Genomic DNA, 11,493 nt, shown 5'->3' on the forward strand with positions numbered 1-11,493 from the left:
ATCAGACGTGTTCCTGGACCCCTGCATTTACGTGCGGCTCCAACTGCATATCCCCAGAAACTCGGTTTATTGCCGCCATTACTGAGCCCGTCGCCGTTTGATGCACCATGTGCCCGGCGCCTGGAACGCGGTGAAACTTACTTTGAACAATGTTTCCATGAAGTCGGCGCGACTGTGTATCGGTGTCAATCAACCGGTCTTCATCGCCCGCGATGATACTGACGGGCATCTTCAAGCTTGCATACTGATCTTGGAGATCTAAGGCAGCCGGAATCATGAGAGCAGATTCCGCGGCCGATGCTCGAATCTGCGACGGGCGTACCGCCATTTCTTTTGGAAATCCGGCAAACTTTGACGGCACGGATTGGGGACCGAAGATCTTGCTCATCAAAAACGGCCAAATAACCCGGCTAACAATCGGTGCGATGCTGTGCCTCAAGACATCGCCCACTAAGGGCACCGCGGGGGCGGATAAGGCTACGACGTCAGGACGCAACGTCGGAAAGTAATATCCTGAGGCAAGAACCAGGCCCTGGACTAGCTTCGGATATTTGAGCGCCAGCGCGACTGCGACAGAAGCGCCCCACGAGTGCCCTAAGACGAATGCATGCGGGACGCCTAGCCGACGGAGAGCGCTGTTAATCAATTCAGCCTGTGCTGCCGGGGTCCAGACAACATTACGCGGCCGATCACTATGGCCGAAGCCAGGACGATCGAAAACGATGACGCGATAATTCTTGGCGGCTAAGTCGATCAAACCGCTGGATTCGAAATCCTGGATCATGCTGCCGTTGCCGTGCAGCATTACCAGCGGCGCGCCTGAGCCACGTTCGACATAGTGCAGGCGGACGCCGTTTACCTGCAAGAACTGACCAGCAGGGGGATTGTCGTTCTCAGCATTCTTGGCTAAGCGGCGGTTCACCAAGGCCAGCAGAGCCAAGGCTCCTATGGTTGCGGCTGCACCTACTGCATAAGGATGCGCCTGGGCGATCGTACGGCTTTTATGCGCAAGGGATTTTAGGGAGTGTGTCTGGAAGTGGGCTGCGGTCATCGTATGCACTCAAAGGGGCGTGCACGAAATCCAGGAAAATCCAAGAAGTGTTGCAGCGCAGAAAGAACAATCACCCTTCAGGTTCGTTCCAAACCGGCAAAAACACGGACGACAACTTAGCGCCTAATTGCCCGCGACAACCAAAGTCCGAAAAGCCACCCTGGGATCTAGGCAAAAGACGGCCCGCCGGAGCGGGCCGTCTCAATGTTCTGCTTAACGTAGTATCCCGCCGTACAGCTGCCGCTCCTTGCGAATCTCATCAGCGCCGTAGGGTTTGCTGGCAGGATCAAACGATTTCCACCCGGCCTTTTGCCAAGCAGCACTCCGGTCAGGCAGGTTTACTGCAGACTCATTCAATATTAAGTCGAGGCGGGAACGGTCCGCATCGGGCACTCGCGCCGACACCAGCGTGCCTCAACGACGGGCGCCCTCGGCGTATGAGTTGGCATCCTCTGCCGAAACGCAAGCCTCCGTGAGCGCACCGACAATACCGCCGGTAGCTGCTCCTGCGGCCGCGCCAACCGCCGTCGCGGCCAGCCAACCAGCTGCGACAACGGGTCCGAGGCCGGGGATCGCCAGCAAGCCGAGCCCGGCAAGAAGGCCGGCACCTTTCCCAGCACCTTCGGCGCGATCGTCGACTCCATCGCGGTCGCGATCCACCTTCTTGTCGGTGTTGAACCAGCTGTCCGAATGATTGGCAACTATGCTGATGTTCGAGTGCGGCACGCCCGCGGATTCGAGGCGCCGAACAGCTGCTGAGCGTCGTTGTGGTTGTCGTAAAGACGAGAAATTGTAACGGTCATGCTAAACCTTCCTTACTTGGCGGTATTGACGTTGCCCTGAAAATCGACGCTTACCAGCGCTGGCTGACCCGCCCTTGCTGGCCTTGCCGCGCCAGACACCATTGTCGCCTTCTTCGATTCGGTGACGTTGGTGTAGCCCGCATCCTCGATCTTCGACTTGGCTTTTCCTTCAGTGAAACTGTTGCGACCAGCGACAGGAGCGTTGGAGTTGTTTTGGCCGGGGCCGTTAACCGCGCTGTTGTTCGGTCCCGACTGCGCGGGCGGATTTTGCGCCGAAGCGGCGCTAGCCGCCAACAATCCAATACAAGTTAAAAGAAGTGAGCGTTTCAGAGTGTTCTCCAGAGAATTCAGGCGCGAGCGTAATCGCTCGTCGAACCTTTAGTTCCTCGACTGCGACGTTAAGCGGCTTAAGCTGGGCTCAGATGATCCATCCTGCAACTGATGATCATCGACTCGGCGAGGGGCTTGCAGTCGGGTAAAGCCTTTGACATGCATCTCATAAAAGATGGTCCGCTCGCACGACGTTTCAGGCTTGCGTGAGGCACCCCAAGTGAAGGCGGGGATCGATCACCCGGCACTTCTCCATAAGGGGAGCACTGTCGCGCTCATCGAAAGACGTATCCTCCTCTTCAGCGAAGGGGTCGGGGAAAGACAGGATGTGTTTAAACGGCGTCGTTGCATAGTGCTGCTCCAGTGGCTGGCGGGAGCGCAATAGGCGTTCTCATCACCGATGAATGCCGGAGACCAAGCGGTGATGCGATGGAATGGGATGGTAGTAATCCGCACACCGGTGGTCACGGTATCAATGGGAACGTGAGAGTCGTTGTTGTGCCCGAACCGGAACTTTCCTGCTCGATCGTTCCACCGATTTGTCTTGCAAGAGACGCAATCAGTCTTAGCCCAGACCCACGCTCGCTAGGATTCCGGATGCCGCGCCCGTTATCCGACACTGTCAGACGGGCTTCGCCGAAGCCAACGCCTCCCACCAAGCCGACTCTGATCCTGCCGCCATCGGGACCGAAGGCATGCTTGATGCTGTTCATCGCAGTTTCGTTTAAGATGAGGCCGACTGGCAACGCCCGGTCAATACTCAATTCGAGCTCATCGGACTCTACATCGACTTCTTCAATCTGTTGACGGATAGCGCTGCAAAGAGCGCGGATATAATCGGAAAGTCTGACCGTCTGGCCTTCGTGTCGAGGCGCGAGCTGATCATGCGCCAACGAGATCGCGTTGATGCGGCTTGCGACGTGATCCGGGGCGCGATGGACCTCCGCACCTTGGTACCGACGTTTTTGGATGGAAATAGAGGACAGAACAAGCTGAAAGTTGTTTTTCACTCGATGCTGCATTTCGCGAAGTAGGATCTCACGCCTTTGCGCCTCGGCAGCGGCCGCCATCAAGCGTGCTTCTTGATCTGGTCGCGCTTTGTGGCTCAGCACAGTTCCTATTAGGGCGGCCACGGCCGTTAGGAAATCGGTAGTGTCCTCAGTGAAGTCTCTCGGCGTTGTACTGTCCACCTCTAGCACGCCCCATGCCGCACCATCGATCAGCACAGGCACGTTACTCACCGAGATGATGCCATGCTCCTTCAGGAGATCCGAACGAACGTATTCCTCTTGCTCACTGAAATTTTTGATAGTGATCGGCTCTGCTGTCTGAAATGCCCGTCCAGGCGGCGAACGTAGGTCGGCCGACAACGTTGCGCTACGAACGACGCCTTCCTTCCATCCGACACCCGCGATAAGGAGGAGATCTGAGCTGCGGGGACGATATTGAAGAACCTTTACGTGATGTATCTCGACCGCCCGGGCGATCTGGACGACGGCCTGGTCCAGGAAGCGGTTTAAGTCGGCGTTCTCACCCGCAAGTCGCCCAATATCGACCAGAATGCGAACATGGCGCCGGAGCTTATCCAGCGCGCCGCCTTCGCTTCCTTCGTTAGAACGTTCCTCCATCAGCTTCTAACGTTGAAGTCGCCGAAACGTGCCAGTCTGTCGCTGACGCCTGGTGCCACGCCGCACTCGGGATCCGCTGAATAAAACGCGCAAGGAGACCTGTGACCAGAGCGTGCGATTCTGCTTCGGATAAAGGACGCGAACTGACGTTAGTTCCAAACATATTCTCGATGACACTGATCTCCATTCATTGCTCTGGACCGCAATCAATTGCCTTAGCTGCAAGGCTCGTGATGTCTAGCTCCGACCTGGAGCGTGCATTAGGCGCGTCCAGCCCTTGGAGTAACCGAATTGGTTTGGACGACCACTGAATGGGAAGCTGGAGAGCCAGCAGGGAAGTCCCTGCGCGGCCCCTTACCGACATCGGGGAGAGTGATTTACTTACGATTTTGTTGAGTCCTTCGCTGAAGCGGCGCGGACCATCCCAGCCGCCACCTAACATATGTTTGTTTTCGAGGCGCGATTGCTCAGTTTCAAGAAATTAGGAACATCGTCAGTCCCACGGAATTGGAGCCGAAAGTTCATTCCACGAGAAAGATCAAAAATGGCTCATTCACCCGAGGTAGTTGGGACAAGCAATCGAAATCCGCGCGAGGCCATCGGAGTTACTCCGGCTGAAGACATCCGCACTGTTGTGGTGAACCAGGTCTCTTGGGGCGCTGTATTCGCAGGCGCTGCAATCGCTCTGGTGATGCAAGTCATTCTTAACATGATTGGGCTCGGCGTCGGCCTTTCAACGGTGGACATAGCCGAAGGAGATACGCCGAGTACGGGATCCCTATCGATAGGTGCCGGTATCTGGTGGGTGATTTCCGGGATGGTTGCCGCGGCGCTCGGCGGGTATATCGCTGGTCGGCTTTCGGGCAAGGCTTCGGAATCAACTACCGCTTATCACGGTTTGATTTCCTGGGCAGTCGCAACTCTCACCGTCGTCTATTTGCTATCCACTGCCGCCTCGGGCCTTCTCGGTGGCGCGATGAGCACCGCGTCGTCGGTGCTTGGCGGAGCGGGAAAGGCTGTTGGTGGGTCACTCCAGACTGCCGTTCAGACCGCGGCTCCCTCCTTGAATGATATGAGCGACCCCATGGCCGCTATTGAGAATAAGGTTCGCAGCGCCTCTGGTGGCCAAGATCCCGCTGCGCTTCGAGAGGCCGCGGCGACGGCTGTTCGTGCAGCGCTGTCGGGAGACCCCGCGAAGCAAGCCGAGGCCAATGACAAGGCCGCCGATGCGCTAGCCAAGGAACAAAATATACCAACCGATGAAGCAAAGGCACAGGTCAATCAGTATCAACAACAGTACAAGGAAACGCTGGCGAAGGCCAAGGAACGGACCAAGCAAGCCGCAGACGCTACTGCAAAAGGAGTGTCTCAAGCTGCGTTGTTCGGTTCTATAGCTCTTTTGCTAGGGGCTCTGGCTGCCTTTTTTGCAGGTCGCGCCGGTGCCGTTAGGCCGCTTGTTTCGAGGGAGCGTGGCTAGTCGGGGCTTGAAGTGGACGGCGGCCGATTTACTGGCACGCTTCGCATGATGGGGCGGATCGTAGGACCATTAAGCCCGCCGACGACCAGCGAAGAACGACGTTACAGAGCTTGGGATCGTAAAAGGCTGAGGTAGGAAGCCTCCTGGTTCGTGGTGATGGAGTATAAATTACACATTGACGAAGCCGTGGTGGTGGGGTCGTTCCGGGCGTCTAATGGTCTGGTTGGCGATCTCCAGCAGCTTGCGGGCGGCTTTCTCCGGATCGACGAAGGGGTGGGGGGCGGCGTATTTCATCGATTGTCGTACCCATCCTAGCCGGACTGCTTTCCTGACTACACGAATTGTATTTGCGTATCGCCCGGCGGCCGTAACTGACCGCCGGGCTTTCCAGCGCGGGCCTGCCTCTTCGCACCCTGCCGCACGGCCACTTCGTCGACTTCTTTAACACAATCCGCCAACAGCGGACGTGCGGTGCAGGTCGGCTTTCCCCATATCGGACATTCGCCTGTAATCACAGGCCGTCCGGATCGGGTACGGCGACGGACTTCAATGCGGCCTCAACCATTCCAGCCGGCCTTGCGTAAACCCTCGACGAGATGAGCGTGGTCCTTCGGCCGAAACCACGGAGCTCTCTTGCGGACATACATGTCGAATGCCCCCGGTGCGCGAGAGACGGCCTGCTCCAATGCTCCCTTCGCTTCCGTTGTGCGCCCAAGTTGGCCCAGCGCCGCCGCGGGCCAGCGGTAGATCATCGGAAAATCGGGAAACGACCGGATCAGTCGTTTCGCGGCTTCGATCGAAGCCTCGTATTCGCTGCAGAAATATAGTCCGCACGCAACGTGCAACAAACGTACTGCCAGATACGGATCGCGGGGATCGAGCCTGATACATGTTTCGAGAGCCGTGAGCCCTTCCCTTGGCCGTCCCGCGAAGATCAGCGTCGCGCCTCTGTGGCCATGCGCGATGGCCAGATTGGGACTCATTGAGAGAGCTCGCTCGATCTCGGCCAACGCACCGTCGGCGTCGCCGCGCGCTTGCAAGGCCCAGCCGAGGCATGAACGGGATTCTGCATCGGCGCCATCGAGCGCGACCGCCCGACGGGTCAAGGCCTCGGCCGAGCGTTGCGCGCTTGGCAGATCCAGCTTCTGGTAGATCGCGGCCGCTTGCAGCTGATACAAGACGAGCGCGCTGTAGCCGCCGGCGAAGGTCGGGTCGAGATCGATCGCCTGCTTAAAAAAACTCTCTGCCGTCGCATCGTCGTCTGGGGTAGCTTTGCTCAGATGCCACAGACCGCGCTGATAGGCCGCCCAGGCATCAAGGCTCTCCGGTGGCTTGCGCATGGCGCGTCGCAGCTCGGCGTCTGCAATGGCGGGAGCCAGGGCGGTCGTCAGCGCTTCGGTGAGTTCGTCCTGCATAGCGAAAATATCGGCGAGATCGCGGTCGTAGCGCTCGGCCCACACATGGTTGCTGGTTCCCGCCTCTATCAATTGCGCAGTGACGCGGATCCGATTGCCGGCCTTGCGCACGCTACCTTCGAGCACATAGCGCACGCCGAGCTCGCGTCCGACCTGTTTCACATCGACCGCTCGACCCTTGTAGGTGAAGGACGAGTTCCGGGCGATGACGAACAGCGAGGGATAGTGCGATAGTGCCGTGATCACATCCTCGGCGACCCCGTCGGAGACGAACTCTTGCTCGGGGTCGCCGCTCATATTGGTGAATGGCAGCACGGCGACGGACGGTTTGTCGGGCAACGCGAGTGCCGGAACCTCAGGTTTGCGCGTCGCGGGCCGCTGACTGGGATCTATGACACGGTAAACGTGGACAGGCCGGGCGATATTCTTCAGCATTTGTTCGCCCGCGTCCTCGACGTCGAAAGTTACCTTATCGCGCGCGTGACTGAGGACTGTACGTGAGATACATATGCCGCCGGGCTCGGCCAGCGCCTCAAGTCGTGCCGCGATGTTCACGCCATCGCCATAGAGGTCTCGGCCTTCGATCATCACGTCCCCAAGGTTAATCCCGACGCGAAACTCAATTCGTTTCTCCTGCGGCACGTCGGCATTGCGTTCGACCATGCCTTGCTGAACCTCGATCGCGCAGCGAACTGCATCCACCACGCTTGGAAACTCAATTAGAATTCCATCACCGGTCGTTTTCACGATGCGGCCGCGATGCTGCTTGTTCTTTGGATCGATCAGCTCGCGGCGAAGCAGCTTGAGGCGGGCGAGCGTGCCCTCTTCGTCCGCACCCATCAACCGGCTATAGCCGGCAATATCGGCGGCGAGAGCAGCGGCGAGCTTGCGTTTGATCTGATCTGAGGCCATTGGGGTCGGTTTCCCCAGTTCCTTATCTACATACTACCACCAAATGCTTTGCCTTTGGGGTCATTCACGGGGGGTGGCGCGCCGTGAGATGGGTTCTGACGTTCGACCGCGCTGCTCCAACGCGGGGGCCTTAGCACGCCGAAGCATTAAGGGATGAGGCGCCGCGCTCGGCGATCGGCAAGTTCGCACCACTCCGTCGGTCTGAGCTCGAACACTAAGGCGGCGGGTGAGGGCATGTAACCCGTTGACCTGCCAATCGACGACGACCAGAATTTAGCCGGTCATCAGTCTCAATCAGCCAGAACGCTGGTTCTGACGGTGCCACTTCCGCAGGTTGGCCGTGCTGACGAGGTCATCAAGTGCGACCGACACTTCCGGGTTTGGCACAAAACGGACATCAATCTGGTGATGGTCGATGTCCGCCATCGGGGTAAAGCCGAAATGCGGTAGCGGTGCCGTCGGGCCGCCGAACGTCATTGGCGCGCCGATTGGCACAAACGTTAGCTGTCTCCCCGCAGCTTTCTGGCGGAATAAGATCACGCTGGTGACGCACCGCTGCCACATGCTGCACATGATCAGGTGGCGAGATTGCGAGAGCGAGTATCGTTGGATTGGCGGATGTACCCAATCTCGGCGGTCCAAGAAGCTCCCGGAGATGATCTCTCCGGGAGCTTCCTCGTTTTTGGCAACACCTCTTACCGGGAATTACGCATACAAATGCTACGTATCTTTGTCGCTTCTGTTGCATCGGTGGCGATCACGATTGTGCTGCTCTACGCGACCCACGACGGCGCGCTTGCAAAATCTCCGACGCGTTGCGGCTTTTGGACTGAGATGGAGGCAGGGCTGTCCTGTCGCTAACCTGTCGAGGTTTGCCTAGGCGGTGTCATGATGGCGTTGTCTATTGTGTCGCGGAATGGTGCTGAGGTTGACTCAGACAAACGCGCAAACCGACAGCCCATGTCGGTTTGTCGGGGCAGCGGACCTCCTTTGTTGATTTTCTAGGAAGGTCCGAAAGCGCTCAGGAGCCCGACCGCTATGGGGATAATGGCGGCGCAAATCCAAAAACGGGTGCACTGGAGCTTAGGCCGGCAATGAGGATCCAAACACCAAAGCCGAAGATTCCGAGCGAGATCGCATACGCAACCGCTTTGCCCATGCTCGTCCCCAAGACTAGGGATCGATACGGCCCTAAGACTCGGCACCAGCTCAAAGGTTCCTGTGCGCGCGCTAAGACGCCCCCTAAGGGGATGGATTTTTAACGCAAATCAGCGGGTCGGCTGGGTGGTATTTCCAGTCTTTGGCTTTGCGGCTTCCTTCGCCCGCTCGGCCTGCCAGGCATCATATTCCGGCGTTCCGGGTCGTGGCGGCGTGCCCGGCGGCAGTCCGCCCATCCAATGCGGCATGTCCGCTACATGGGGACCGCTCGCACAGGCCGAGACCAGCAGGCAGAGTGTGCACAGGTTTAGAAATGTCCGGAGCATCGTCGGCTCCCTAAAGGCCGCCGCAGACGTCGCTTGCTCGTGCTTCAATCGAGCACGTTTCCCCATGGTGGGGAATTGTTTTTTAAGGATGGTCGCGGAGCCTGAGAGCTCCCGAAGCGGTCCCTTGCTGGGATGGTGCTTCATCCGCGATACGGGTCCAAATCACGGCAAGTACCCCGTTTCATAGCATACCCGCCAAAGGTGCGGTGTGTTCATGATACATCTTCTGCAAAAAATCACGATGCGGATATCGAGAACGAAACGGCTCTCGGTTCACACGTGCTGGGGCCGTTTCCCTCTTGCATTCGATAACTGATTGCCTTGGGATAGAAATCTTACAATGTCTTGGGAGAGAACGAGCGTGGCGACAGGTACAGTGAAGTGGTTCAACTCGACTAAGGGCTTTGGATTTATTCAGCCCGACACAGGCGGCAAGGACGTATTCGTTCACATCTCGGCCGTCGAGAGAGCAGGTCTGAGCAATCTGAATGAGGGCGCGAAGGTGAGCTACGAGGTAGTAGCAAACCGGGGTAAGGAATCCGCCGAAAACCTCAGGGTAGGTTGATCGTAGTCATCAAATTGGGCCCGCCGGTTCACGCTGGCGGGCCTCTGCTAGGGGATATTATCTGTCATCGAACACGATGAGACGCGATTGTCCCTGCTCCGATCAACAGTCCAATTGGATAGAACCAATAGTACGGGTTGGCCTCTAGCATCGAATGTTTGTCAATCAAATAGAACAGGCCGATCACGCCGAGCGTCACGATCGAGCAAGAGCAAGCATTGACAGGGCAGTCTGCTCTTCGGCAAGGCGGCTCTCGATGAAGTGGCGTTCGACATCCGATAGTCGGGTCTGAAGCAAACGGCGATAGCGCGCGATGTTGTTCTCGTGCGCGCGCCGGCGAGCCAATTTCTCATCGATCATCGTGATCACCCTGACGCTCTTGGGGTCGTGAGATCCAGATTTGCAATATCGGCCGCTAGGAAACCGCAAGGACTGTTTTGGAGGCGGCACGCACTGACACAGAACAAGCCGCCCGGGCGATCACCGGACGGCCCATTCCGCGACTGCTGGCACGGAGCCAGTTCCATCGCACTCTCATCTGGGCGGGGCCGTCGTCGCTGGGAGAGCGGAGCAACGGCCCCTTATCGCGCGATACGCATAGTCGGGTTTAATGCGCGCCGGCCAAAACCGCACGACTATCGAAATGCTAAAACTAAAAATGCCCGTGGCAATTGCAATTTCGAACTAGCCCCTGAGGGCGTCGTGGCGCAGTCCTGTCTTGCGGCGTACTTCATCAGTCCAGATCACGATCTCGAACCCTTGATGAAGGGAGCCGCGTGTCCGGTCCGGTTCATTCCAGAACCTCATACTCAAACGCCACACCTTCGGGATCGTTCTCCTCGAACCATTTTTCCGCGTCGTCCGTGGTGGCGAAGACCTTGATGTGGTCGGCATCACCAACCTGCTTGCTGGTGTTGACATAGACAAAAACGGTCATTGGTCTCTCTTCAGCTTGCGCTTGCCCCAATGAGGATCCTTGCGATCGGGATTGAAGACCCGTTCGACGCGACGGTTCAACGCTCGCATGACGCCGATCCGGGCCAGCATCGTCGGACCGCCGCTCTCTGCAACGAGGATCAGCGCCTCCATGGCAGCCTGCCATTCCGGCGCGGAGTGCTCGGCCTTCGATAGTTTCGCGATGTAGCTGGCGGGATCCCTCAAGGTGAGGAGCCGCCGACCATCCGGAAGCGGTATTGGATCCTCAAAGCGCAGGGACCAGGACACAATGCAACTCCGCAACGAACTCGCAAACGGCCCCGGCGCTTACAGAGCTGAGCGCCAGGACCGCCAACCCTAGTGGCAGGTTTTCCTCCGGCTGCTGGGGGGCTTAGGGGCAGAAGTGCCGGAGGCAAGGAATCGACTCTTGGGACAACTCATCGTTCCGTGGCGCCGGGAAAAATATGCAAACTGCGGCGCAGGCTGTAGCGGGGGTGGCTCGTTCCAGGCGGCTAGTGGCATTGCAAGCCGGCTCTGCATCTGCCGGCGCAAATCGACGGGATTTGATTTTCTAAGTTGGACCGAACGCGCTCAGGAGCCCGACCGCTATGGGGATGAGGGCGAGGCAAATCCATAAAGCGGGTACGCTGGAGCTTAGGCCGGCAATGAGGATCCAAACACCAAAGCCGACGAGTCCAACCGAGATCGCATAAGCAGCCGCTTTTTGCATGCTCGATCCAAAAGCGCTGGGATCGATACGGCCTTAAGACTCGCGATCGGCGCAAAGGTTCCGGTATGAGCACGGCCGCCGCCCCGACGGCCCCCAAGGAGGAAGTCCGGGTTTGACCCCAAACCGGTCATCGGCATTCCCTAGACAGACAGTCTCCCCTGG

The 11,493-nt window shown here is 58.2% G+C and carries 11 protein-coding genes and 2 pseudogenes; 2 read left to right on the forward strand and 11 right to left on the reverse strand.

All coding sequences use genetic code 11. The features are described 5' to 3' along the window. Position 1: 1 nt before the first annotated feature. The 4 genes and pseudogenes from IVB22_RS09140 to IVB22_RS09155 all read right to left on the reverse strand — a co-directional run bounded on the left by IVB22_RS09140 (position 2) and on the right by IVB22_RS09155 (position 3,812). Positions 2–1,051 (reverse strand): alpha/beta fold hydrolase, encoded by a 1,050-nt coding sequence (locus tag IVB22_RS09140; RefSeq protein ID WP_247517009.1) that lies wholly within the window; start codon positions 1,049–1,051, stop codon positions 2–4. A 213-nt stretch (positions 1,052–1,264) separates the two neighbouring features. After that, positions 1,265–1,854 (reverse strand): annotated as a pseudogene (locus tag IVB22_RS09145) (hypothetical protein). A gap of 12 nt (positions 1,855–1,866) precedes the next feature. Further along, a pseudogene (locus IVB22_RS09150) lies at positions 1,867–2,184 on the reverse strand (hypothetical protein). Positions 2,185–2,648: 464 nt separating this feature from the next. After that, positions 2,649–3,812, reverse strand: coding sequence for a sensor histidine kinase (locus IVB22_RS09155; RefSeq protein ID WP_247517010.1), 1,164 nt, complete (start codon positions 3,810–3,812; stop codon positions 2,649–2,651). Between the two features lie 463 nt (positions 3,813–4,275). On the opposite strand from IVB22_RS09155, the gene IVB22_RS09160 reads away from it, so the two are divergent. Continuing rightward, positions 4,276–5,289 (forward strand): PhnA-like protein, encoded by a 1,014-nt coding sequence (locus IVB22_RS09160; protein WP_308200372.1) that lies wholly within the window; start codon positions 4,276–4,278, stop codon positions 5,287–5,289. Positions 5,290–5,457: 168 nt separating this feature from the next. Here the strand turns inward: IVB22_RS09160 and IVB22_RS41340 are convergent, their stop codons facing one another. The 4 genes from IVB22_RS41340 to IVB22_RS09175 form a co-directional block, all read right to left on the reverse strand. Then, a complete protein-coding gene (locus IVB22_RS41340) occupies positions 5,458–5,583 on the reverse strand; it encodes a hypothetical protein (RefSeq protein WP_256467392.1) in 126 nt (41 codons plus the stop codon). Positions 5,584–5,846: 263 nt separating this feature from the next. Then, positions 5,847–7,616, reverse strand: coding sequence for an adenylate/guanylate cyclase domain-containing protein (locus IVB22_RS09165; protein ID WP_247517011.1), 1,770 nt, complete (start codon positions 7,614–7,616; stop codon positions 5,847–5,849). Positions 7,617–7,910: 294 nt separating this feature from the next. Continuing rightward, a complete protein-coding gene (locus IVB22_RS09170) occupies positions 7,911–8,093 on the reverse strand; it encodes a hypothetical protein (protein ID WP_247517012.1) in 183 nt (60 codons plus the stop codon). A 791-nt stretch (positions 8,094–8,884) separates the two neighbouring features. Then, positions 8,885–9,100: a hypothetical protein gene (locus IVB22_RS09175; protein ID WP_247517013.1), complete on the reverse strand. Its 216-nt coding sequence runs from the start codon at positions 9,098–9,100 to the stop codon at positions 8,885–8,887. A gap of 361 nt (positions 9,101–9,461) precedes the next feature. On the opposite strand from IVB22_RS09175, the gene IVB22_RS09180 reads away from it, so the two are divergent. Further along, complete coding sequence (locus IVB22_RS09180) at positions 9,462–9,665, forward strand: cold-shock protein (protein ID WP_247517014.1); 204 nt, start codon at positions 9,462–9,464, stop codon at positions 9,663–9,665. 195 nt (positions 9,666–9,860) lie between these two features. On the opposite strand, the gene IVB22_RS09185 is transcribed toward IVB22_RS09180, so the two are convergent. The 3 genes from IVB22_RS09185 to IVB22_RS09195 form a co-directional block, all read right to left on the reverse strand. After that, positions 9,861–10,025 carry a hypothetical protein gene (locus IVB22_RS09185; protein WP_247517015.1) on the reverse strand — a complete coding sequence of 55 codons (165 nt, stop codon included), beginning with the start codon at positions 10,023–10,025 and terminating at the stop codon, positions 9,861–9,863. Positions 10,026–10,455: 430 nt separating this feature from the next. Further along, positions 10,456–10,602 (reverse strand): hypothetical protein, encoded by a 147-nt coding sequence (locus IVB22_RS09190; RefSeq protein ID WP_247517016.1) that lies wholly within the window; start codon positions 10,600–10,602, stop codon positions 10,456–10,458. Then, a complete protein-coding gene (locus IVB22_RS09195; RefSeq protein ID WP_247517017.1) occupies positions 10,599–10,889 on the reverse strand; it encodes a hypothetical protein in 291 nt (96 codons plus the stop codon). The genes IVB22_RS09190 and IVB22_RS09195 overlap by 4 nt, the downstream gene beginning before the upstream one ends. Between the last annotated feature and the right edge of the window lie 604 nt (positions 10,890–11,493).

It is taken from the genome of Bradyrhizobium sp. 190, assembly GCF_023073415.1.
GTDB lineage: Bacteria > Pseudomonadota > Alphaproteobacteria > Rhizobiales > Xanthobacteraceae > Bradyrhizobium.

Bases quoted from the DNA above. Each gene is read 5' to 3' on its own strand.
- IVB22_RS09190 (WP_247517016.1), bottom strand. From the start codon at position 10,602: ATGACCGTTTTTGTCTATGTCAACACCAGCAAGCAGGTTGGTGATGCC.
- IVB22_RS09170 (WP_247517012.1), bottom strand. From the start codon at position 8,093: ATGACGTTCGGCGGCCCGACGGCACCGCTACCGCATTTCGGCTTTACC.
- IVB22_RS09155 (WP_247517010.1), bottom strand. From the start codon at position 3,812: ATGGAGGAACGTTCTAACGAAGGAAGCGAAGGCGGCGCGCTGGATAAG.
- IVB22_RS09185 (WP_247517015.1), bottom strand. From the start codon at position 10,025: ATGATCGATGAGAAATTGGCTCGCCGGCGCGCGCACGAGAACAACATC.
- IVB22_RS09140 (WP_247517009.1), bottom strand. From the start codon at position 1,051: ATGACCGCAGCCCACTTCCAGACACACTCCCTAAAATCCCTTGCGCAT.
- IVB22_RS09165 (WP_247517011.1), bottom strand. From the start codon at position 7,616: ATGGCCTCAGATCAGATCAAACGCAAGCTCGCCGCTGCTCTCGCCGCC.
- IVB22_RS09175 (WP_247517013.1), bottom strand. From the start codon at position 9,100: ATGCTCCGGACATTTCTAAACCTGTGCACACTCTGCCTGCTGGTCTCG.
- IVB22_RS41340 (WP_256467392.1), bottom strand. From the start codon at position 5,583: ATGAAATACGCCGCCCCCCACCCCTTCGTCGATCCGGAGAAAGCCGCC.